The organism is Sphingomonas sp. Marseille-Q8236, assembly GCF_965112005.1.
Genome location: NZ_CBCOPO010000002.1, coordinates 1,305,314 through 1,326,631 on the forward strand (window position 1 = coordinate 1,305,314; position 21,318 = coordinate 1,326,631).

20 protein-coding genes are annotated in these 21,318 nt (G+C 66.5%); 13 read left to right on the top strand and 7 right to left on the bottom strand.

What is annotated here, in order from left to right:
- Window positions 1-13: 13 nt before the first annotated feature.
- Both ACWPWT_RS18445 and ACWPWT_RS18450 read right to left on the bottom strand, forming a co-directional pair.
- Complete coding sequence (locus ACWPWT_RS18445) at window positions 14-454, bottom strand: DNA polymerase III subunit chi (RefSeq protein WP_454280892.1); 441 nt, start codon at window positions 452-454, stop codon at window positions 14-16.
- Between the two features lie 17 nt (window positions 455-471).
- A complete protein-coding gene (locus ACWPWT_RS18450; protein ID WP_454280893.1) occupies window positions 472-1,938 on the bottom strand; it encodes a leucyl aminopeptidase in 1,467 nt (488 codons plus the stop codon).
- Between the two features lie 181 nt (window positions 1,939-2,119).
- Between ACWPWT_RS18450 and ACWPWT_RS18455 the strand changes: the two genes are divergently transcribed.
- From ACWPWT_RS18455 to rsmA, 4 genes are read left to right on the top strand one after another with little or no spacing between them, the layout of a single operon-like run.
- Window positions 2,120-4,360, top strand: coding sequence for an LPS-assembly protein LptD (locus tag ACWPWT_RS18455; protein WP_261267814.1), 2,241 nt, complete (start codon window positions 2,120-2,122; stop codon window positions 4,358-4,360).
- 58 nt (window positions 4,361-4,418) lie between these two features.
- On the top strand, window positions 4,419-5,801 hold the full coding sequence (locus ACWPWT_RS18460; RefSeq protein ID WP_454280894.1) for a peptidylprolyl isomerase: 1,383 nt from the start codon (window positions 4,419-4,421) through the stop codon (window positions 5,799-5,801).
- A 13-nt stretch (window positions 5,802-5,814) separates the two neighbouring features.
- Window positions 5,815-6,810 carry a 4-hydroxythreonine-4-phosphate dehydrogenase PdxA gene (gene pdxA, locus ACWPWT_RS18465; RefSeq protein ID WP_454280895.1) on the top strand — a complete coding sequence of 332 codons (996 nt, stop codon included), beginning with the start codon at window positions 5,815-5,817 and terminating at the stop codon, window positions 6,808-6,810.
- A gap of 1 nt (window position 6,811) precedes the next feature.
- Window positions 6,812-7,636 (top strand): 16S rRNA (adenine(1518)-N(6)/adenine(1519)-N(6))-dimethyltransferase RsmA, encoded by an 825-nt coding sequence (gene rsmA, locus ACWPWT_RS18470; protein WP_454280896.1) that lies wholly within the window; start codon window positions 6,812-6,814, stop codon window positions 7,634-7,636.
- 128 nt (window positions 7,637-7,764) lie between these two features.
- Here the strand turns inward: rsmA and ACWPWT_RS18475 are convergent, their stop codons facing one another.
- The 3 genes from ACWPWT_RS18475 to guaB are packed head-to-tail and all read right to left on the bottom strand — an operon-like array spanning window position 7,765 to window position 10,964.
- On the bottom strand, window positions 7,765-8,268 hold the full coding sequence (locus tag ACWPWT_RS18475) for a tetratricopeptide repeat protein (protein ID WP_454280897.1): 504 nt from the start codon (window positions 8,266-8,268) through the stop codon (window positions 7,765-7,767).
- A 32-nt stretch (window positions 8,269-8,300) separates the two neighbouring features.
- Window positions 8,301-9,488: an RsmB/NOP family class I SAM-dependent RNA methyltransferase gene (locus ACWPWT_RS18480; RefSeq protein WP_454280898.1), complete on the bottom strand. Its 1,188-nt coding sequence runs from the start codon at window positions 9,486-9,488 to the stop codon at window positions 8,301-8,303.
- An 18-nt stretch (window positions 9,489-9,506) separates the two neighbouring features.
- Window positions 9,507-10,964, bottom strand: a complete 1,458-nt coding sequence (gene guaB, locus ACWPWT_RS18485) for an IMP dehydrogenase (RefSeq protein WP_454280899.1) — start codon at window positions 10,962-10,964, stop codon at window positions 9,507-9,509.
- 125 nt (window positions 10,965-11,089) lie between these two features.
- Here guaB and ACWPWT_RS18490 point away from each other — a divergent pair, with 125 nt between their 5' ends.
- Complete coding sequence (locus ACWPWT_RS18490; RefSeq protein WP_454280900.1) at window positions 11,090-12,064, top strand: SPFH domain-containing protein; 975 nt, start codon at window positions 11,090-11,092, stop codon at window positions 12,062-12,064.
- Complete coding sequence (locus tag ACWPWT_RS18495) at window positions 12,061-12,510, top strand: NfeD family protein (protein ID WP_454280901.1); 450 nt, start codon at window positions 12,061-12,063, stop codon at window positions 12,508-12,510. The genes ACWPWT_RS18490 and ACWPWT_RS18495 overlap by 4 nt, the downstream gene beginning before the upstream one ends.
- A gap of 140 nt (window positions 12,511-12,650) precedes the next feature.
- On the opposite strand, the gene ACWPWT_RS18500 is transcribed toward ACWPWT_RS18495, so the two are convergent.
- The gene (locus ACWPWT_RS18500; RefSeq protein WP_454280902.1) at window positions 12,651-14,258 is read right to left on the bottom strand and encodes a phosphoenolpyruvate carboxykinase; all 1,608 of its coding nucleotides are present in this window, start codon (window positions 14,256-14,258) and stop codon (window positions 12,651-12,653) included.
- Window positions 14,259-14,471: 213 nt separating this feature from the next.
- Between ACWPWT_RS18500 and ACWPWT_RS18505 the strand changes: the two genes are divergently transcribed.
- The 7 genes from ACWPWT_RS18505 to ACWPWT_RS18535 are packed head-to-tail and all read left to right on the top strand — an operon-like array spanning window position 14,472 to window position 19,585.
- The gene (locus ACWPWT_RS18505; protein ID WP_454280903.1) at window positions 14,472-15,179 is read left to right on the top strand and encodes a response regulator; all 708 of its coding nucleotides are present in this window, start codon (window positions 14,472-14,474) and stop codon (window positions 15,177-15,179) included.
- Complete coding sequence (locus ACWPWT_RS18510; RefSeq protein ID WP_454280904.1) at window positions 15,148-16,713, top strand: stimulus-sensing domain-containing protein; 1,566 nt, start codon at window positions 15,148-15,150, stop codon at window positions 16,711-16,713. Before ACWPWT_RS18505 ends, ACWPWT_RS18510 begins: the two co-directional genes overlap by 32 nt.
- Complete coding sequence (locus ACWPWT_RS18515) at window positions 16,713-17,162, top strand: HPr kinase/phosphorylase (protein ID WP_454280905.1); 450 nt, start codon at window positions 16,713-16,715, stop codon at window positions 17,160-17,162. The genes ACWPWT_RS18510 and ACWPWT_RS18515 overlap by 1 nt, the downstream gene beginning before the upstream one ends.
- Window positions 17,163-17,164: 2 nt before the next feature.
- On the top strand, window positions 17,165-18,076 hold the full coding sequence (rapZ, locus tag ACWPWT_RS18520) for an RNase adapter RapZ (RefSeq protein ID WP_454280906.1): 912 nt from the start codon (window positions 17,165-17,167) through the stop codon (window positions 18,074-18,076).
- Between the two features lie 18 nt (window positions 18,077-18,094).
- Entirely contained in the window at window positions 18,095-18,502 is a 408-nt protein-coding gene (locus tag ACWPWT_RS18525; RefSeq protein WP_042482384.1) for a PTS sugar transporter subunit IIA, read from the top strand.
- Window positions 18,499-18,771 (top strand): HPr family phosphocarrier protein, encoded by a 273-nt coding sequence (locus tag ACWPWT_RS18530; RefSeq protein WP_454280907.1) that lies wholly within the window; start codon window positions 18,499-18,501, stop codon window positions 18,769-18,771. The genes ACWPWT_RS18525 and ACWPWT_RS18530 overlap by 4 nt, the downstream gene beginning before the upstream one ends.
- Before the next feature lies 1 nt (window position 18,772).
- Complete coding sequence (locus ACWPWT_RS18535; RefSeq protein ID WP_261267829.1) at window positions 18,773-19,585, top strand: TrmH family RNA methyltransferase; 813 nt, start codon at window positions 18,773-18,775, stop codon at window positions 19,583-19,585.
- 169 nt (window positions 19,586-19,754) lie between these two features.
- Here the strand turns inward: ACWPWT_RS18535 and rmuC are convergent, their stop codons facing one another.
- Entirely contained in the window at window positions 19,755-21,224 is a 1,470-nt protein-coding gene (rmuC, locus tag ACWPWT_RS18540; RefSeq protein WP_454281007.1) for a DNA recombination protein RmuC, read from the bottom strand.
- Window positions 21,225-21,318: the final 94 nt, after the last annotated feature.

Consider the following 21,318-nt stretch of genomic DNA (forward strand, 5'->3'; position numbering starts at 1 on the left):
TATCGACCGGTGATCAGGCCGCCTGTTCCCAGCGGCCCTGATCGTTCTGCTTCCAGTAACGGCGCTCCACCCCCTCGCGCTCCGCCAGAGCGCGCCAGGCGGAGCGGGCCTCGCCGATGCGATCGCCATCGAAGAAATGGAAGGCCCGGTCGAAGGTCAGCGCTTCGTCGCGCCAGACGCCATCGGCCAGCGCGACATGACGCGCGCCGTTGCTGGCATTCGTATCCGGCGCGATCAGCACCGGCTGGGCCGCATCGTCCCCCTCGCCCGCCTGCGCATGGGGAAGAAAGCCGTCCGCCGGGATCATCCACAATTGCCGGTCCAGCGCCGCCCGCTGCTCCGCATCGCCGCTGACGATCAGCAGGCGGTTTCCGCCCGCCATTACCCGTTCGGCGATCACGGGCAGCAACCGGTCGAGCGGCGCGATCGTCAGATGATAAAAGTCGACCTGCACGACCGCGCCGTTCCCGTTCAGGCCTCGAACCGGTCCGCGACGAACCGGTCGAGCAGGCGCACGCCATAACCGGTTGCGCCCTTGTCGTGGTTGACGCCCGGCTTGTCCGACCAGACCATGCCCGCAATATCGAGATGCGCCCAGGCGACGCCCTCATTGATATAGCGCTTCAGGAACTGCGCCGCCGTGATCGAGCCGCCGCCGCGCGGACCGACATTCTTCATGTCGGCGATCTGGCTGTCGATCAGCTTGTCATAGGCATCGCCCAACGGGAAACGCCACAGCTTGTCGCCGGTGGTCGACCCCGCGGCCAGCAGCGCCTCGGCCAGCGAATCGTCATTGGCGAACAGTCCGCCATGCTCGTTGCCCAGGCTGATGATCATCGCACCCGTCAGCGTGGCGAGATCGACGATGGTCGAGGGCGAATGCGTCTTCTGAACCCAGGTCAGTGCGTCGCATAGGACCAGGCGGCCTTCCGCGTCGGTGTTGATGACCTCGATCGTCTGGCCCGACATGGAGGTGACGACGTCACCGGGACGCTGCGCATTGCCGTCGGGCATATTCTCGACCAGGCCCATGACGCCGACCACATTCGCTTTGGCCTTGCGGGTGGCGATCGCCTTCATCGCGCCCGCCACGGCACCCGCGCCGCCCATGTCCCACTTCATGTCTTCCATGCCGGCCGCAGGCTTGATCGAGATGCCGCCCGTGTCGAAGGTCACGCCCTTGCCGACCAGCGCCAGCGTCTCGGCATCCGCGCCGCCGCCATTCCATTTGAGCACCAGCAGCCGCCCCTCGCGGACCGACCCCTGGCTCACGCCGAGCAGCGCGCCCATGCCCAGGTCGCGCATCTGCGCCTCGTCCAGCACGGTGACTTCCAGCCCGAGCCCCTCGACATCGGCCAGCACACGCTCGACGAAGCTTTCGGGATAGAGCTTGTTCGGCGGCTCGGACACCAGAGTACGGGTCAGCTCCAGCCCGCCATTGACCGCATGGACTCCGGCAAACGCCGCTTCGGCATCCGCGCCGGCATCGACGATCGCGATCCGGGTCAGGGTCGGCTTCGACGTCTCGGGCAGCTTGGTCCGGTACACGTCGTGGCGCCAGCCGCGTTGCACTGCCGCGCCCGCAAAGCCCGCAATCGCCTCGGCCGAAGGCTTCGTACCCAGCCCGGTCAGCACGACCGCCGCCGAGGACGCGCTGGTCAGCAGCTTGGCGGTCAATGCGCCGCCCGCCTTGCGCCATTCGGTATCCTTGCCCTCGCCAACGCCCAGCAACAGAACGCGACGCACGCCGCCATCGACGGGAGCGAAGACCTCGACGATCGTTCCGGCCTCGCCCTTGAAGCGCGCGGAGTCGGTCGCCGCCTTGGCGATCGCCGCCATCTCCTCGCCACCGATCGATCCGGTGGCCGCGCCGTCCTTGGGAATCGGAAGGACGAGAACGTCACTCGCATCGGCGGCGGAGGTAAAGGCGATCTGCATGGGAAACCCCTGATGAACTGGTAACTGATGCTATCATCTAGGCCGAAAGCCCCGTGTGGCAAGCGCGCGATTGCAGCAAGCCGCCGGTGATGCGATAGGCGGACCCTTCACGGCGTCGCCCTGCCCGGGGTGGCTTTCTCATCGTGTCGGCAAGGACGGACCAGATATCATCGTGTTGCGAATGACGCTTCTGACCGGCAGCGCCCTGCCCTTCACCCTGTCCCTGGCCCTGCTGGCGGCCGCACCCGCTGTCGCGCAGGACCTGCAGGACCGCGCCGTCTCGCCCCCGCCATCGGAAGGCCCCGCGCCCGAAGACCCCAACCAGGTGCGGTTCAGCGCGAACCAGCTCGAATATGACATCGACGCCGACATCGTCACCGCGACCGGCGAGGTGCGGATGTTCCGCGAGGGCGAGCGTCTGCGCGCCGAGAAAGTCACCTGGAACCGCAAGACGGGCAAGGTCCTGGCGACCGGAAACATCGCCATCACCAACCCAGAGGGCGACATCGCCTATGGCGATCAGATCGAGCTGACCGATTCGCTGAAGGACGGCGTGGTCGACAATATGCTGGTCGTGCTGGAACAGGGCGGGCGCCTGGCCGCCGATCGCGGCACGCGGCAGGCGGACGGCACCGTCAATCTGGAACGCGCCGCCTATACGCCTTGCGCGGTCGAAACCTCCGAAGGTTGCCCCAAGGAGCCGTCCTGGAAGATCACGGCGGTCCGCGTCACCTATCGCCCCGACCGCGAGCGCGTCTATTTCAACGGCGCGCGGCTGAACCTGTTCGGCCTGCCCACCATTCCGCTGCCGCGTCTGTCGGCCCCCGTCGGATCGGGGGGTGATAGTGGTTTCCTGACCCCCGATATTCGGCTCGACCGGGTCAACGGCGTCGAAGTGGCGGTGCCCTATTACTGGCGGCTGGCTCCCAATAAGGGGCTGACCGTCACGCCCCATGTGTTCACCGCCGTGCTGCCGATGCTGGAGGCACAATATGAGGCGCTGAGCACCAAGGGCGCATTCCGGGTCACCGGCTATGGCACCGCCAGTCGCCGCAGCGACGACCTGAACACGCTGAACCCCACCGACACCACCCAGGCGTTTCGCGGCTATCTGGATGCGGTCGGGCGCTACCAGTTCTCACCCGAATGGAGCCTGTCGGGCTCGATGCGGATCACCACCGACCGCACCTTCCTTCGCCGCTACGATATTTCGCGCGACGACCGGCTGCGCACCACGGCCAGCCTGGAGCATATCGACAAGGACAGCTATTTCTCGCTGACCGGATGGTATGTCGAAACGCTGCGCGTCAACGATCCGCAGGGACAGCAGCCGATCGCGCTGCCCGAGATCGACTATCGCCGCCGCTTCGACGACGGCCTGCTCGGCGGCAAGTTCGAGATGCAGCTCAACACCCTGGCGATCAGCCGCACGGCGGGCCAGGATACGCAGCGTGCCTTCGCCAGCCTGCGCTGGGACCTGCGCCGTCTGACCAACTGGGGCCAGGAGGTGACCTTCACCGCCTATGGCCGCGGCGATGCCTATAATTCCAACAACATCGTCTCCACCCCGCTCGTCTATCAGGGGCTGGAAGGATTTCAGGGGCGCGCGATCGGTGCGGTCGCGGTCGACGTGAAATGGCCGTTCGTCGGCGAACTCTGGGGCGGCAGCCAGCGCTTCACCCCGCGCGTGCAGATCGTCGCCAGCCCCAAGATCAAGAATATCGAAATCCCCAACGAGGATGCCCGCTCGGTCGATCTGGAGGATTCGAACCTCTTCGCGCTGAACCGCTTCCCCGGTTACGACCGATTCGAGGATTCGACCCGCATCACCTATGGCGCGCAATGGTCGCTGACCCTGCCGGGCTTCACCTTCGACACGATCGTCGGACAGAGTTTTCGCCTGAACGACCGCCCGACCATCCTCTATCCGGGCACCGGCCTGTCGGATCGCTGGTCGGACATCGTCGGGCGGACCGAGCTGCGGTTCCGCGATTTCGTCTCGCTGACCCACCGCTTCCGGCTGGACAAGGACAGCTTCGCCGTCCGCCGGAACGAGATCGACGCCACGGTCGGCTCCCGCTCCACCTATTTCCAGGCGGGCTATCTGCGGCTGAACCGTAACATCTTCACATCAATCGAGGATTTGCAGGATCGCGAAGAGGTCCGGTTGGCGGGCCGGGTCCAATTCGCACGTTTCTGGTCCGCCTTCGGGTCGACCGTGATCGATCTGACCGACCGGGCGGAAGACGCATTGTCGCTGTCCAACGGCTTCGATCCGATTCGCCACCGGCTGGGCGTGCAATATGAGGATGACTGCCTTCGCCTGGGCTTCACCTGGCGGCGGGACTATGTGAACACCGGCGACGCGCGCGCAGGCAACAGCTTCCTGTTGACGCTGGCGTTCACCAATCTCGGCCGCTAAGCCGGTATTCAGCATGGTCGAGCCATATCGCGACGGTTACGCGCCCCATTCAGGCGCGATGAGGATCACAGACACGGTGAAGAACGACATTCGTACCAAGGGCCGCTTTCTTCGCGCGGGCGTGACGATGATGATGGCCGCTGCGGCGGCGAGCACGCTGGCGCAGACCGTGCCGGATCAGGCCGTGCCGGATACCGGCGGGCTAAACATCCCCTCCAACCTGCAATTGTTCGGCAAGCTGGACCCCAATGTCCGCAAGCCCACCGCCATCGTCAACGACACGGTGCTGACCCAGACCGACATCGATCAGCGGATGGCGCTGGCCATGGCGCTGAACAACGTGACGAACCTCTCGTCGGAGGATCGTGACCGCCTTCGGATGCAGATCCTGCGTCAGTTGATCGACGAAACGCTGCAGATCCAGGAGGCGAAGACCGCCGACATCACGGTCACGCCGGACGAGATCAACCAGGCCTATGCCCGTTTCTCGCAGCAGTTCGGCAAGACGCCGACCGCGATGACGACCTTCCTGCGCTCGGTCGGTTCGTCGGATCGTTCGATGCGCCGCCAGATCGAGGGTGAACTGGCCTGGAGCCGCTACCTGCGCAAGCGGGTCGAACCGTTCGTCAATGTCGGCGACGAAGAGGTGAACGCGATCCGCGCCCGCCTCGAAGCTGCCAAGGGGACCGAGGAATATAACCTCAAGGAAATCTTCCTGTCCGCCAACGAGGCGACGCAGCAGCAGGTCTTCGCCAATGCGCGCCAGATCATCGCCGAGATCCAGAAGGGGCAGCAGCCCTTCGAATATTTCGCGCGCAGCTTCTCCGAGGCGTCGACCCGCGCGGTGAACGGCGACCTGGGCTGGGTCCGCGCCGCGCAGCTTCCGCCAGAGCTTCAGGCGGCGGCGCAGCAGATGCAGGTCGGCCAGGTCGCTGGGCCGATCCAGATTCCGGGCGGCTTCTCGATCCTGTACCTGACCGACAAGCGTCAGGTCCTGACCGCCGATCCGCGCGACTCGCGCCTGTCGCTCAAGCAGCTGACCGTGAAGTTCCCCGCCGGCACGACCCAGGCTCAGGCCAGCGCCCGCGCGGCGGAATTCGCCAAGGCGACGCAGGCGATCCGCGGCTGCGGTGACGTACAGCGGGTCGCGACGACCCTGAAGGCCGAAGTGGTCGATAACGATCAGGTCACCATCCGCCAGCTCCCCGCCCCGCTCCAGGAAATCCTGCTGAAGCTGCAGATCGGGCAGGCGACCCCGCCCTTCGGTTCGCCGGAGCAGGGCGTCCGCTCGCTGGTGCTGTGCGACCGCGAGGAACCGCGCTCGGGCAATCTGCCGACCAGCGACCAGATCCAGAATCAGGTCGAGCAGCAGCGGGTCAACCTGCGCGCCAACCAGAAGATGCGCGACCTTCGCCGCGACGCGGTGATCGAATATCGTTGATGAGGATAGGGCGATGATCCGGCCACTCGCGATCTCGATGGGCGACCCGGCCGGGATCGGGCCGGAGATCATCGCCAAGGCCTGGGCCGCACGCCACGAAGCCGGATTGCCGCCCTTCCTGGCGGTGGGGGACGCGCGCGCGATCGAACGGGTTTGGAGCGGTCCGACCGCCCGCGTATCGGACATGGCGGCCGCCGTCGCCGCGTTCGACCAGGCGTTGCCGATCCTGTCGGTCGATGATGGTGGCGAAATCCATCCCGGTCAGCCCGACGTGGAAGGCGCGCGATGTGCCCTTCATGCGCTGGAACTGGCGGTGGGGCTAGTCCGATCGGACGCGGCCTGCGCGCTGGTAACCGGCCCGGTCAGCAAGTCCCAGCTTTACGGCATCGGGTTCACTCATCCCGGCCAGACCGAGTTCGTCGCGGAGCGTTGTGGCGTGGCGGGTGCCAATGCGGTGATGATGCTGGCGGGGCCGTCGCTTCGCGTCGTGCCGATCACCACCCACGTCCCGCTTGCCGCGGTTTCCGGGCTGCTCTCGATCGACTTGATCGTGGCCAAGGGACGCGCCACCGCGCGAGGGCTGTGCCGTAATTTTGGCATCACCGCCCCACGCCTGGCGTTCGCCGGGCTCAACCCCCATGCGGGCGAAAGCGGGGCGATCGGTCGCGAAGAGATTGAGTTGATGGAGCCCGCGATCGCACAGCTTCGCGCCGAGGGGATCGACGCGACCGGCCCCTTCGCCGCCGACACGCTGTTCCATCCGCGTGCGCGGGAGGCCTATGACGCGGTGCTGTGCTGCTATCACGACCAGGCGCTGGTGCCGCTCAAGACGTTGCATTTTGTTGAGGGCGTGAACATCACGCTGGGCCTGCCGATCGTTCGCACCTCGCCCGATCACGGCACCGCCTTCGGCATCGCCGGGCAGGATCGCGCGCATCCGGGCGCGATGATTGCTGCGATCGCGATGGCGGGTGATGCCGCCAAACGCCGGGCCGAAGCCGCCGCCTGACATGGATCCCGTCACGCCCCTGCCGCCCCTGCGCGAGGTGATCGCGCAGCATGGCCTGTCCGCCTCCAAGTCGCTCGGACAGAATTTCCTGTTCGACGGACAATTGCTGGCCCGCATCGCCGCGATCCCCGGCGACCTGACCGATCAGGAGGTGCTGGAGATCGGTCCCGGCCCCGGTGGCCTTACCCGCGCCCTGCTGATGGCGGGCGGGCGGGTGACCGCGATCGAGCGCGACCGCCGGTGCATTCCCGCGCTGGCCGAATTGGCTGAGGCTTTCCCTGGCCGATTGAAGGTGATCGAAGGCGATGCCCTGCGCATCAACGCGCCGGAGCTGTTCGAGACCAAACCGCATATCGTCTCCAACCTGCCCTATAATGTCGGCACGCCGCTGCTTGTTGGCTGGCTGTCGGGCGCGTGGTTGCCCTGGTGGCAGTCCTGCACGCTGATGTTCCAGAAGGAAGTGGCGGAGCGGATCGTCGCTGCGCCCGATCAGTCCGCTTATGGCCGTCTGGCTGTTCTGACCCAGTGGCGGAGCGAATCGCGGATCGCCATGCCGGTCCATCGCTCCGCCTTCACGCCGCCGCCCAAGGTCATGTCGGCGGTAGTGCACATCACCCCCAAGCCCGCCCCCGAGGGCGTGAGCTTCCGCACGCTGGAACGCCTGACCGCCGCCGCCTTCGGCCAGCGCCGCAAGATGCTGCGCCAGAGCCTCAAGCCGGTCGCGGGTGCGGTCGAGGTGATGGAGTCCATCGGCATCGACCCGGCCCGCCGGGCGGAGACGCTGTCGGTGGCGGAGTTCGTCGCCCTGGCGCACGCTTTGGGTTGAGATATTCCTCCCCTGCGCGGGGAGGTGGCACGCCATAGGCCCGGCGCAGGCGTATCGTCCCCCCGCAATGGCGGGATACCGTCACCCGCGTCGCCGCTTACCTGTCACGTATAGGGGGAGGACAAGCCTTACGGCTTGGGCGGTGCCTTCGTGTCGACCTGCGCGGTCGTCACTGGCGCGGGCGGCCCCTTGGCGATCTGCGCGGCGAGAGCGGTCGCATCGGCGCAGTCGGATTTGCACAGCGTCTTGATCTTGGCGAGATTGTCCTTGGCGCGCGCAACGGCACCGCGCTGGACCAGCGCCTCGCCCTGCCCGCGCAGCGCCCGCAGGTCGTTGGGGTCGAGCAGCAGCGCCTCGCGATACAGCCGGATCGCCTTGCCCGGCAGGCCACGCGCATCCGCGACCTCCGCCAGCAGCACGAAGGCGGCGCGATTGCGCGGATCGACAGTCACCGCCGTCTCCAGAATGTCCGTCGCTCCCTCCAGATTGCCTGCCGCCTTCAGACTGCGTCCCTGCTCGAGCAATTGCAGCGAACGGGCATCGATCTGGCTGTCGGGGCGCTGGCCGCTGAGCGAGGTGGAAACCGAAACCACTGCCAGGGCGGCGGCGGCGGCCAGGGACGTCAAACGCATGAGGAACTCCGGACTGGGCACTGAACCGGATGCTAGCATGGCGCCCGGAGGCAGGCGACAAAAAATCCGTCGGTGCCATGGGTCGCCGGATCGAGTCGATAGCCCGGACCATGCGGCGTTCCGACCGCCGCCTCGATCGGCTCGGTCGACCAGCCGGGATGGCGGGCCAGGAATGCCGCGACCTGGTCGCGCCCTTCCGCATCCAGCAGCGAGCAGACGATATAGACCATCCGCCCGCCCGGTTTGACCAGCAAGGCCCCGACGCCGAGCACCTGCTCCTGCATCGCGCGCAACCGGTCGAGACGCTCGGGCGTCAGCCGCCAACGGGCCTCCGGATTCCGGCGCCAGGTGCCGGTGCCCGAACAGGGCGCGTCGATCAGCACGCCATCGGCCCTACCCGTCCAGTCGGACAGCATGTCCGCCTCATGCCCGGGATTGAGCAAGCGGCTTTCGACGATCGTCGCCCCTGCCCGTTCGGCACGCGGGGGCAGCTTCTGCAAGCGCGCGCGGTCGATGTCGCAGGCGAGCAGCGCGCCGCGATTGTCCATGGCCGCTGCGATCTGCAATGTCTTGCCACCGGCACCGGCGCACAGATCGACCAGCCACTCTCCCGGTTTCGCCGACAGCGCCGCGCCGACGATCTGGCTCCCCTCGTCCTGCACCTCGACCAGTCCGGCACGGTAGATGTCGGACTGTTCGACCGCCGTCCCATTGGTGAGGCGAAGCCCCAGCGGGGACAGGGGTGTGGGCGCGGCGTCCGGCCACTGCGCCAGCACCGCGTCGCGGGTGGTCGCAAGCGTGTTGACCCGCACATCCAGCGGAGCACGGTCGACCAGCGCCGTCTGTTGCACCGCGTCCAGCCCCGATGCCGACAGTGCCTCGACCAGCCAGGCAGGAGCGATCCCGCCCTGGGCACGGGGCTCATCGGCGGTGATCGGCGCCGGTCCATGGCCCTGACCGTCGAAGGTCGCGGCGATGGTCGGATCGCTATCCGCCACCGCTACCATTGCGGCCCGGCCCGATACCGGCACCGGCCCGGCCTGGCGGATGGCGGCATAGACGAGCTCGCGCACCGCCCGCCGGTCCTTCGACCCGGCATAGCGACGCGTCGCGAAATAGCGGGCGATCAGCGTGTCCGCCGCCGCCCCGCCGCTCGCCGCAGCGGCGACGATCGCGTCGAGCAACTCGATCGCCGCCTGGGTACGTGCGGCAGGCGTCATGCGCGAATATCCCTAGGATCAGCGGGTCGGGTAATTGGGAGCCTCACGCGTGATGGTCACGTCATGGACGTGGCTTTCCTTCAGGCCCGCCCCCGTGATCTGGACGAACTGCGCCCGCTCGCGAAGGTCCTTCAGCGTCGCCGAACCGGTATAGCCCATCGCCGCCTTGATACCGCCGACCAGCTGGTGGATGACGTCGCGAGCCGGCCCCTTATAGGCGACCTGGCCCTCGATCCCCTCGGGCACCAGCTTCATCTGATCCTTGATGTCGCCCTGGAAATAGCGGTCCGCCGAACCACGCCCCATCGCGCCGACCGATCCCATGCCGCGATAGGATTTATAGGCGCGGCCCTGGTACAGGAACGTCTCGCCCGGCGCTTCCTCGGTCCCCGCCAAGAGCGAGCCGACCATGCAGGCGCCAGCGCCCGCCGCCAGTGCCTTGGCCAGATCGCCCGAGGTGCGCAGGCCGCCATCGGCGATCACCGGCACGCCCGACTTCCAGCCTTCCTCGGCGCAGTCCATCACCGCGGTCAGCTGCGGCACGCCCACGCCCGCGACCACGCGGGTGGTGCAGATCGAGCCCGGCCCGATGCCGACCTTCACCGCATCCGCGCCTGCATCGATCAGCGCGCGCGTGGCGGCGGCGGTCGCGACATTACCCGCGATCACCTGCACCGTGTCGGACAGCTTCTTGGCCGCCTCGACCGCACGGGCGACGTCGCGGTTATGACCGTGCGCGGTGTCGATGATGACGCAATCGACTTCCGCCTCGATCAATGCACGGGTCCGCTCGAACCCCTTTTCGCCCACCGTCGAGGCGGCGGCGACGCGAAGGCGACCGGCCGCATCCTTGGTGGCGGATGGATAGGTGACCGCCTTTTCGATGTCCTTGACGGTGATCAGGCCGACGCAGCGATAGCTTTCGTCGACGACCAGCAGCTTCTCGATCCGACGGCCGTGGAGCAGGCGACGCGCTTCGTCCTGCCCGACGCCGACCTTGACCGTCGCCAGGTCTTCGCGGGTCATCAGCTCGGACACCGGCTGTTGCGGGTTCTCGGCGAAGCGCACGTCGCGGTTGGTCAGGATGCCGACCAGACGGCCGTCGAACTCAACCACCGGAATGCCGCTGATCCGGTGCCGCGCCATCAGCGCTTGCGCCTCGGCCAGCGTCGCGGTCGGCGAGATGGTGATCGGATTGACGACCATGCCGCTTTCGAACCGCTTGACCTGCCGCACGGCGGCGACCTGCTGCTCCACCGTCAGATTGCGGTGGAGCACGCCCATGCCGCCCAGCTGCGCCATGACGATCGCCATGTCGGCCTCGGTCACGGTGTCCATCGCCGCCGACAGGACGGGGATGTTCAGCGCGATCGATCGGGTCAGTTGCGTGCGCGTGTCTGCGGTGCTCGGCAGAACGTCGGACCCCTGGGGCACGAGGAGCACGTCGTCGAAGGTGAGGCCGAGGCGGATATCCATAAGGCTGCCAAATCCTGCGGAGGGAACAAGTGGCGGGCCATGTAACCAAAGCAAGCCGTTCCCGCTAGGCCCTTGCTGCACCGCCATGCTAGAAGGGCCCCGGATCGAGTTGGGGGAGTGTATCCATGGGCCTGATCATCGCCGCGCTGGCCGTGTTGCTGGTGCTGCTGTACCTGATGATGTCGATCAAGATCGTCCGCCAGGGCTATCAATATACCATCGAGCATTTCGGCCGCTATACCGGCACCGCCATACCGGGCTTCAACTTCTACCCGGCATTCTTCTATCGCGTGGGCCGCAAGGTGAACATGATGGAGCAGGTGATCGATATTCCCGGGCAGGAAATCATCACCAAGGACAATGCGATGATCTCCACCGATGGGGTCGTCTTTTTCCAGGTTCTGGACGCGCCCAAGGCGGCCTATGAAGTGTCGGACCTGTATGTTGCGCTGCTCAACTTGGTGACGACCAATCTTCGCACCGTCATGGGATCGATGGATCTGGACGAGACCTTGTCGAAGCGCGACGAAATCAATGCACGGCTGCTCAACGTCGTCGATCATGCCACGACGCCCTGGGGCGTGAAGATCACCCGCGTCGAGATCAAGGACATCCGCCCGCCGGTGGACATCGTCAACGCCATGGCGCGTCAGATGAAGGCCGAGCGCGAGAAGCGCGCCAACATCCTGGAGGCCGAAGGCTCGCGCGCGTCCGAGATTCTTCGCGCCGAGGGACAGAAGCAGGCCCGCATCCTGGAAGCCGAAGGGCGCCGCGAGTCGGCCTATCGCGACTCCGAAGCCCGTGAGCGCGCCGCCGAGGCGGAGGCCAAGGCGACCCGTGTCGTGTCCGAGGCGATCGAGTCGGGCGGTACGCAGGCGATCAACTATTTCATCGCCCAGAAATATGTCGAGGCGATCGGCAAGTTCGCCACCAGCCCCAATGCCAAGACGATCCTCTTCCCGGTCGAGGCGACCCAGTTGATCGGGACATTGGGCGGTATCGGTGAACTTGCCAAGGAAGCACTCGCCCCTAACAAGTCCGACGCCGCCACCCCGCGAGTCACGACCAAGCCGGGGCCGTTCGACCAGTCGCCATCGTGACGATCGGCGAACTCGATCCCGCCGCACTGTGGTTGGCGGCGGGGCTGGCGCTCGGAATTGCCGAGTTGCTGGTGCCGGGGGTATTCCTGATCTTCCTGGCCATCGCGGCCGGTGTCACCGCACTGACGGCTTGGGCTATCCCGGACCTGCCGATCGGGCTTCAGCTCGCCGAATTTGCCGTGTGGAGCGTGGTCTGTGTCGTGATCGGGCGGCGCTGGTACCGGGACTTTCCGGTCGAAAGCGACGCGCCGGTGCTCAATGCGCCCGCGCTTCGGTTGCGGGGACAGGTCGTGACCGTGACGACGCCGATCGTCGGTGGCGAAGGCCGGGCACGGCTGGGCGATGGCGAGTGGCCGGTGCGCGGGCCGGATGCGCAGAGCGGCACCCGCTTGCGGGTCGCGCATGTCGATGGCGGCGTGTTGCTGGTCGAGCCGATTGGCGATTGAGGCTGGTCACCGGACATAGCCTTCGACTTCGCTCAGGCTGAACGGAGTTTCGGAGGAAATCCATACCAACCGCCGTTCAGCCTGAGCGAAGTCGAAGGCCAAGGGAGGACGCTTACGACGAACGCCCTCCCCATCGTCGATCAGGCCGGGACCGAAACCTTCGGCGCGGCCGCCCGGACGCCCTCGTCGACATGTTCGGCGAACTGCTTGAAATTTTCGTTGAACAGATCGACCAACTTGGCCGCCGTCGCGTCATAGGCTGCGCTGTCCGCCCAGGTCTCGCGCGGGTTCAGGATCGCCGGATCGACACCCGGCACCGCCACGGGCACCTGGAAGCCGAAATTCGGATCGGTCCGGAACTCGACATGGTTCAGGCTGCCGTCGAGCGCGGCATTCAGCAGCGCGCGGGTCGCCTTGATCGGCATGCGATGGCCGACGCCATATTTACCGCCCGTCCAGCCGGTGTTGACCAGCCAGCAATCGACGCCGCCCTTGGCGATCCGCTCCTTCAGCAGATTGCCATAGACCGAGGGATGACGCGGCATGAACGGCGCGCCGAAACAGGTCGAGAAGGTCGCGTCCGGCTCGGTCACGCCGATCTCGGTCCCTGCGACGCGTGCGGTATAGCCGGACAGGAAATGATACATCGCCTGTTCGGGCGTCAGCTTCGCGATCGGCGGCAGGATGCCGTAAGCATCGGCGGTCAGCATCACGATATTGCGCGGCACGCCCCCCATATTGTCCTTGGACGCATTGGGGATGAAGTCGATCGGATAGGCGCCCCGGCTGTTCTCGGCCAGGCTGTTGTCGTTCAGGTCGAGCTGACGCGTGACCGGGTCCATGACCACGTTTTCCAGGACGGTGCCGAACCGCTTGGTCGTGGCGAAGATTTCCGGCTCCGCCTCGGGCGACAGGCGGATCATCTTGGCGTAGCAGCCGCCCTCGAAATTGAAGACCGCCGTGTCGGACCAGCCATGCTCGTCATCGCCGATCAGCGTGCGGCTGGCATCCGCCGACAGCGTCGTCTTGCCGGTGCCCGACAGGCCGAAAAACACCGCCGTCGATCCGTCCGCGCCCATATTGGCCGAACAGTGCATGGGCATCACGCCCGTCGTCGGCAGCAGATAGTTGAGCAGGCCAAAGACCGACTTCTTCATCTCGCCAGCATAGCGCGTGCCGCCGATCAGGATCAGCTTCTCGGTCATATTGACCGCGATCACGGTCGAGGAACGGCAGCCATGACGCGCCGGATCGGCGCGGAAGCTTGGCAGGTCGATGATGGTATAGTCGGCGACGAACGCGCGCAGCTCATGCTCTTCCGGGCGGACCAGCATGGTGCGGATGAACAGATTGTGCCAAGCGAGTTCGGTCACCACGCGGACGCGGACCCGGTGCTCGGGCTGCGACCCGCCATAGAGATCCTGGACGAACAGGTCTTCCTTCTGGCCGAGCGCTGCGAAGAAGTCGGCCTTCAGTGCGGCGAAATCGTCGGGGCTCATGGGCTTGTTGGTCTTGCCCCACCATACGGTGTCGCGGGTCTCGTCGTCGCGGACCATGAACTTGTCCTGCGCCGAGCGACCGGTGTGCTCGCCCGTCTCGACGACGAGCGGACCGTCGGCGGACAGCTTGCCCTCGCCGCGTGCGACCGCCGTCTCGATCAGCCGCGCGGTGACCAGGTTCCAATGGAGCGTGGCGCGGGTCTCGATCCCCTGCGCCTGCAAGCCGATCTCCGGAATCCGTTCGTTCATAGAGCCTCCTCGTTCCCCTTGATGCCGGTCGCGATGGCCCGGACACCATTTTCATCACACGCCCATCAGCCATGCGTTCACCATGTCATAGCGAATTTGTTTAACACGTCAAACACGCCGATGCGTGAAGACGGTTGAGCCGTGCCGCGCTTTGGCTTAACCGATGCGCATGGCGGTTCCTTCGCACGCAACGCTCAAGGCCAGGGTCATCGCATGACCGCGACGATCGCGCTGGTCGATGACGACCGCAACATCCTGACATCGGTATCGATCGCGCTTCAGGCGGAGGGTTTCGTCACCCGTGTCTATGCCGATGGCGAGGCGGCGCTGAAGGCGTTGATCGACAATCCGCCCGATCTGGCGATCTTCGACATCAAGATGCCGCGCATGGACGGATTGGAACTGCTCCGTCGCTTGCGTGAGAAGAGCCAGATTCCGGTCATCTTCCTGACCAGCAAGGACGACGAACTGGACGAGGCGCTGGGCTTGGCGATGGGGGCGGACGATTATATCGCCAAGCCCTTTTCCCAGCGCCTGCTGATCGCGCGAATCCGCGCCATCCTGCGCCGTTCGGAATATGTCGGCACGGCGCAGGGCGCGCCCGCCGCCGATGCGCAGGGTCCGCTGTCGCGCGGCGCCTTGTCGATGGACCCGGCCCGCCACCGCGTGACGTGGAAGGGCGAGCCGGTGACGCTGACGGTCACCGAGTTCCTGATCCTCGAAACGCTGGCGCAGCGGCCGGGCATCGTGCGCACCCGCAACCAGTTGATGGATGCCGCCTATCAGGACGACATCTATGTCGATGACCGCACCATCGACAGCCATATCAAGCGCCTGCGCCGCAAGTTCCGACAGGTAGACCCCGAATTCGACGCCATCGAGACGCTCTATGGCGCCGGCTACCGATTCTCCGAGGAGTGAAGCCCCCGACCTGGCGTTGCGCTGGTCGGGCCAGATTTCGCTGACGCAGCGGATTCTGGCGATCAACATCTTCGCCCTGCTGTTGCTCGCAGGCGGCTTCTTCTATCTTGACTCCTACCGCACCCGGCTGCTCGACAATCGCGTGGCGCAGTCGCTCCGCGAAGTCCGGTTGATGGGCGAGGCGCTGACCTCGGTGCGCAGCGAGGCGCGTGATCTGCTGATCGATCGCCTCGCCCGCGACACGGGGGCCCGTATCCGACTGTACGATGCGAAGGGACGGTTGGTCGGTGACAGCCGGGCGCTGGGGGTCCGCAATGTCGTGCTGCGGGATCCCGACAAACAGGATCTGGGGCAATCCATCGCCCGCTTCCTCGACGCCGGAATCGACACGGTGGTCGGCGCAGCCCGCCCGCCGCTCTATCGCGAACGGCGCGAGGGGGCGGAATGGCCAGATGTCCGCGCCGCGCGACAGGGTAACGTCTCCGCCTCGGTCTGGCGCGCGCCGGACCGCACCCCCGTCATCACCGCTGCGGCCCCCCTGCCCAGCGGCGGTGCGATCATGGCGACCGAAAATGCCCGCTTCATCACCGCGACCGTTCGGATCGAACGGTTCCGGTTGAGCGTAGTGCTGGCGCTCGTCTCGCTGATCTCGGTCCTGCTGTCGCTCTTCCTCGCTCGTACCATCGTCCGCCCCCTGCGACGTCTGGCGCGCGCGGCGGTCCGCGTCCGGCTGGGGCGTGCACGCGAAGTCGTCGTGCCGCGCCTACCCGATCGTCGCGACGAACTGGGTATGCTCGCCCGCGCGCTGTCGGACATGAGCCTGGCCCTGCGCGCCCGGATCGACGCGACCGAGGCCTTTGCCGCCGATGTCACCCACGAGCTCAAGAACCCGCTGGCGTCGCTTCGCTCCGCAGTGGACACGCTGGAGACGGTGCACGACCCCGATCTGCAAGCGCAATTGCTGGCGATCGTGCGCGACGATGTGCGGCGGCTCGACCGGCTGATTACCGACATCTCGGACGCGTCGCGCCTGGACGCGCAGTTGAGCCGCGCCAAATTCGACCCCGTCGATCTCCACGCCCTGCTCGCCGGGCTGATCGACCAGCGCGAGGCGCGCGGCGTTGAACGGGGCATCCGCCTGCGCTTCGATGCGACGGAGCCGGGGCCCGCCCTTATCGCCGGCGAAGGCGCACGGCTGGAGCGGGTGTTCGAAAATCTGATCTCCAACGCCCTGTCCTTCTCCCCCGACGAAGCCGTGGTGGCGATCAGCCTGTCGCGCGAGCAGGACGATCTGGTCGTCCGAGTCGAGGACGAAGGCCCAGGCGTGCCCGACGAGGCGCGCGAGGCGATCTTCCGCCGCTTCCATTCGATCCGCCCGAGCTCGGAGGGGTTCGGCCAGCATTCGGGCCTGGGCCTGGCCATCGCCCGCACCATCGTCGAGGCGCATCAGGGGCGCATCCATGTCGAGTCGCGCGAGGACCGGCTGAGCGGTGCGCGCTTCGTCGTCCGCCTGCCGCTCGCCCCAGTGGCATGATGGCGGATACTGACACACGGGACAGCGGCGAACTGGTCCATGCCTCCTGCGTGATCGTCGGCGAAACCGGCCTGCTATTGCGCGGCCCCTCCGGCGCGGGGAAATCCGATCTAGCGCTTCGGCTGATCGATCGCGGCGCGATGCTGGTCGGCGACGATTATGTGCGGGTCGAGCCCGTCGAGGGGCGGCTCCGCGCCACCGTAGCGGACAGGATCGCGGGGCTGATCGAGGTGCGCGGCGTCGGGATCGTCACTCTGCCCCATCGCCCGACCGCAACCATCGGGCTGGTGATCGACCTGATCGCCGACCCCATCGAAGAGGAACGCTTGCCCTTTGAGCGCGAAACGGTGATCGCAGGCGTCACACTTCCGCTTTATAGGCTCAATCCTCTCCCTGCTTCGGCGCCGATCAAGGTCGAACTATGGGTCACGCGCCTCAAGGATCGCTAGTGATGGATCGCAAACGCATATTGTTGGTCACCGGCATGTCCGGCGCCGGCACCTCCACGACTCTCAAGACACTGGAGGATCTCGGCTGGGAGGTGGTGGACAATCTGCCGCTCTTCCTGCTCGACGGGCTGCTGGAGGCCGCACCGCCGCGCGGCATGGAGGGCAAGAACCGGCCGCTGGCGATCAGCATCGGCGTGCGCACCCGCGACTTCGCGCCCAATCAGATCACCCAGAGCATCCGCCGCCTCAACGAGAGCCCCAATCTGGCGATCGAGACGTTGTTCCTGAATTGCGGTGGCGAGGAATTGAAGCGCCGCTATGCCGAGACGCGGCATCGCCACCCCCTGGCGATAGACCGCGCCGCCGATGACGGCATCGCGCATGAACGTGCCCTGCTGGCCCCGGTACGCGACATGGCGGACCGGCTGCTCGACACCACCAACATGACCAGCAACGATCTGGGCGGCTGGATCCGTGCCAATTACGCGGTCGAGGGATTGAGCGAGCCGGTGCTGACTGTGATGTCCTTCGGCTTTTCCAAGGGGCTGCCGCGCAACGCCGACCTGGTGTTCGACATGCGGTTCCTGCGCAACCCCCATTGGTCGGCCGAACTGCGCCCCGGCACCGGCCTGGATCAGGGGGTGATCGACTATATCCGGCACGACCCGGCCTATGAGACATCGCTGGAACAGATCGAGACGCTGCTGGACACGCTGGTCCCCCGTTACATCGCGTCGGGCAAATCCTATATCACCATCGCGATCGGGTGTACCGGAGGGAGACATCGCTCCGTCCATGTCGCCGAACGGATCGCGGAACGGTTGCGCCGGGGCGGTTTTTCGCCCACGGTGGTACATCGTGATTTGAGTGCCGTGCCAAAAGACTCACTGGAAGCCGGGCCGGCCAAGCAATGATGGATATGCGTGTCTGACATGATCGGTCTGGTTCTGGTGACGCACGGGCGGCTCGCCGATGAGTTCGTGACCGCGATGATTCACGTGGTCGGCCCTCAGGAGCGGATCGCGACCATCGCGATCGGGCCCGAGGACGATATGGAGGAGCGGCGCGCCGACATCGCCGCCGCCATCGCCACGGTCGATGCGGGTCGCGGCGTGATCGTGCTGACCGACCTGTTCGGGGGTACGCCCTCCAACCTTGCCATTTCGCTGATGGAACGCGGCCGGGTGGAGGTGATCGCGGGGATGAACCTGCCGATGCTGATCCGGCTGGGTTCAGCGCGCAAGTCGATGCAGGTGGTCGATGCCGTCGCCGCCGCGCGCGAGGCTGGGCGCAAATATATCTCGGTCGCTTCCGAAGTGCTCGGCGAGGCCGCCGCATGACGGAGCAGTCGCGGTCGGTCCTCATCACCAATCGCCGGGGCCTTCACGCCCGCGCCAGTGCGAAATTCGTCACCCTCGCCTCCGCACAGCCTTGCGAGGTGCGCGTCGGCAAGGATGGCAGCACGGTGACGGGCACTTCGATCATGGGGCTGATGATGCTGGGCGCCGCCATGGGTGATACCATCACGATCAGCGCGCAGGGCGATGGCGCGGACCAGACGGTCGAGGCCCTGGCCGCGCTGGTGGAAGCGAAGTTCGGCGAAGACTGACATGCCGCGCGAAATTACCGCTTACTCCAACCCGCTGATCAAGTGGGCCCGCGACCTGCGCGACAAGCGCCATCGGAAACAATATCGGCAGTTCCTCGCCGAGGGTCTGCGCATCCTGACCGAAGCGCGCGAGACGGGCCGCCTGCCCACCCTGCTATTCTACGCCAAGCCTTCCGCCGGCCATCCGCTGGTCCGGGAATTGATTGAGGCGGTCGAAGCGTCGGAGGGTGAGGCGATCGAGACGACGCCCGACATCCTGTCCAAGCTGTCGGGCAAGGACAATCCGCAGGCGGTGGTCGGGGTGTTCGAGGAATTCGCCGTTCCGCTCGATTCGCTCGATCGGTCCAAGGCGGGCATATGGCTGGTCGCCGAGCGGCTTCGCGATCCGGGCAATCTGGGCACGATCCTGCGCACCGGCGATGCGGTCGGCGCGGGCGGCCTGATCCTGATCGGCGAATGCGTCGACCCCTTCTCCGTCGAGGCGGTTCGCGCCAGCATGGGGGCGCTGTTCACCGTGCCGATCGTGCGCAGCGAATGGCAGCCTTTCCTCGACTGGCTGCGTCAGGGACCGGGCCAGTTGGTCGGCCTGAGCCTCGACACCGATTCGGACTATCGCGCCGCGCGCTATGCCGCTCCGACCTTCCTTCTGACGGGTAATGAGGCCCAGGGAATGCCGGACGACTATGCCGCCGCCTGCGACACGTTGGTCAAAATCCCGATGCTGGGTAAGGCGGACAGCCTGAACGCGGCGGTGGCGACCGCGGTCATGGCCTATGAGGTGCTGGCGCAACAGGGCGGCGCAAAGGCGGGCTGACGAGCCCGGCGTCGTTCGGTGGGGTAAGGGTGGTTGCCGCGGGGACAGCAATTCCCTTGCACTTCGAATTCGGTCAATGCGACCGGTGCTGAGGCTGTAGCCGCCGCCCCCCACCTTCGTCCAACATGAGCGAAGTCGAAGGCGATGCCCCGACCGACAGGGCCTCCCCCTACCCAGAGACTTCCTCCGCCTCGCCCGCACCGGCGAGTTCCGCCACCGGCATCAACTTCGTCAACGGCCGCACCGCCTGTTCGCCAATGGGCGGCGAATCGATGCTCTTGCCACCGGTGTCGATGTTCAGCGTCTCGAACCGTCGCGCGCTGGTCAGTACCTGGCTTTCCAAGCTGCCGACAAAGGCGTTGTAGGCCGTCATCGCGGTGTCGAGATTCTTGCCCAGCTTCGACACATGTCCGCCCATCACGGCGAGACGCGCATAGAGCTCCTTGCCCAGCGCCCCGATCTGCCGCGCTTCCTGCGCCAGCTTTTCCTGCCGCCACACGGCCGCGACCGTCCGCGCGATGGCGATCAGATTGGTCGGCGTCGCCAGCAGCACGCGCTTGTCGAACGCGAAATCCCACAGCGTCGGGTCATGCTCCAGCGCCGCCGACAGGAAATGCTCGCCCGGCACGAACATGATGACATAGTCGGGCGCATCCTCGAACTGGTTCCAATAGCTCTTGTTGCCCAGGCCATTGACGTGCGCGCGCATCGCGGCGGCGTGGCGCGACAGCCCGGCCAGCCGCTCGACCTCGTCCACCGCGCCGAACGCGTCCTGATAGTCGTTGAGCGAAACCTTCGCATCGATCACCAGCGCCTTGCCGCCCGGCACGCGCACGATCGCGTCGGGCCGCAGTCGCCCGCCCTCGCCATCATCCACGCTGACCTCGGTCTGAAAATCGGCATGTTCGGACAGCCCACAGCTTTCCAGAACGTTGCGCAACTGCTGCTCGCCCCAGCGCCCGCGTGCCTTGGGGGCGTTGCGCAGCGCATTGACCAGCTTGGCCGCCTCGCCCGACACCCGCTCCTGCCCGATCCGCATCGCCTCGATCTGGCCCTTGAGTTCACCGAACGCGTCGCGGCGTTCGTCCTCGACCTTGCGGACGCCTTCCTCGTAACGCTGGAGCCGCTGGTGTACGGGATCGAGCAGCGCCTTGAGCGTCTGCCCAGAGGCCTCTTCCGATTGGCGGAACCGGGCCTCGGCGCGCTCGAGGAACTGGCGTTGCGCCACTTCCAGCGCCCGGGCCGCCGCCTCGCCGAATTGCGTGTTGATCTGCTCGCGCGCCTTGCCCAGCGCCTCCAGCGTCAGCGCGTGCGCCGCCTCGCGCTCCTGCGCCCGCGCCTGAAGCTCGGCCAGATCGCGCAACGCCGCGTTGCGCTCGGCCTCCACCGCATCGCGTGCCGCCCGGATCACGTCCAGATCGGCCGCGCGACCGCGCAATTCGGCCAGCGCCTGGAGCGCCTCGCTCTTGTCGCGTTCGGCACTATCGCGGGCGGCGCGCAGCGGATCGATCTCCGCCGCGCGTGCCTTCGCCGTCGCCAGCTCGGCGGCCAGCCCATCGGCCTTTCGCCGTCCGGCCAGCCAGCCGGCCAGTCCCCCGACAAGGAACGCCAGAAGCACGACGACGATCAATTCGGGCATCATGTAAACCTGTCAGAACCAAGGACAGGTCGGAACATAGAACGAACGACCGGGATCGAACAGGGGGTAATCGCCCCCCGCCCGATCGATCCGG

What these genes read in the sequence shown, in the direction of transcription:
- ACWPWT_RS18450 (WP_454280893.1), bottom strand. Translation starts at nt 1,938, where the DNA reads ATGCAGATCGCCTTTACCTCCGCCGCCGATGCGAGTGACGTTCTCGTC.
- ACWPWT_RS18455 (WP_261267814.1), top strand. Translation starts at nt 2,120, where the DNA reads ATGACGCTTCTGACCGGCAGCGCCCTGCCCTTCACCCTGTCCCTGGCC.
- ACWPWT_RS18460 (WP_454280894.1), top strand. Translation starts at nt 4,419, where the DNA reads ATGAGGATCACAGACACGGTGAAGAACGACATTCGTACCAAGGGCCGC.
- pdxA (WP_454280895.1), top strand. Translation starts at nt 5,815, where the DNA reads ATGATCCGGCCACTCGCGATCTCGATGGGCGACCCGGCCGGGATCGGG.
- rsmA (WP_454280896.1), top strand. Translation starts at nt 6,812, where the DNA reads ATGGATCCCGTCACGCCCCTGCCGCCCCTGCGCGAGGTGATCGCGCAG.
- ACWPWT_RS18475 (WP_454280897.1), bottom strand. Translation starts at nt 8,268, where the DNA reads ATGCGTTTGACGTCCCTGGCCGCCGCCGCCGCCCTGGCAGTGGTTTCG.
- ACWPWT_RS18480 (WP_454280898.1), bottom strand. Translation starts at nt 9,488, where the DNA reads ATGACGCCTGCCGCACGTACCCAGGCGGCGATCGAGTTGCTCGACGCG.
- guaB (WP_454280899.1), bottom strand. Translation starts at nt 10,964, where the DNA reads ATGGATATCCGCCTCGGCCTCACCTTCGACGACGTGCTCCTCGTGCCC.
- ACWPWT_RS18490 (WP_454280900.1), top strand. Translation starts at nt 11,090, where the DNA reads ATGGGCCTGATCATCGCCGCGCTGGCCGTGTTGCTGGTGCTGCTGTAC.
- ACWPWT_RS18500 (WP_454280902.1), bottom strand. Translation starts at nt 14,258, where the DNA reads ATGAACGAACGGATTCCGGAGATCGGCTTGCAGGCGCAGGGGATCGAG.
- ACWPWT_RS18505 (WP_454280903.1), top strand. Translation starts at nt 14,472, where the DNA reads ATGACCGCGACGATCGCGCTGGTCGATGACGACCGCAACATCCTGACA.
- ACWPWT_RS18510 (WP_454280904.1), top strand. Translation starts at nt 15,148, where the DNA reads ATGGCGCCGGCTACCGATTCTCCGAGGAGTGAAGCCCCCGACCTGGCG.
- ACWPWT_RS18515 (WP_454280905.1), top strand. Translation starts at nt 16,713, where the DNA reads ATGGCGGATACTGACACACGGGACAGCGGCGAACTGGTCCATGCCTCC.
- rapZ (WP_454280906.1), top strand. Translation starts at nt 17,165, where the DNA reads ATGGATCGCAAACGCATATTGTTGGTCACCGGCATGTCCGGCGCCGGC.
- ACWPWT_RS18525 (WP_042482384.1), top strand. Translation starts at nt 18,095, where the DNA reads ATGATCGGTCTGGTTCTGGTGACGCACGGGCGGCTCGCCGATGAGTTC.
- ACWPWT_RS18530 (WP_454280907.1), top strand. Translation starts at nt 18,499, where the DNA reads ATGACGGAGCAGTCGCGGTCGGTCCTCATCACCAATCGCCGGGGCCTT.
- ACWPWT_RS18535 (WP_261267829.1), top strand. Translation starts at nt 18,773, where the DNA reads ATGCCGCGCGAAATTACCGCTTACTCCAACCCGCTGATCAAGTGGGCC.
- rmuC (WP_454281007.1), bottom strand. Translation starts at nt 21,224, where the DNA reads ATGCCCGAATTGATCGTCGTCGTGCTTCTGGCGTTCCTTGTCGGGGGA.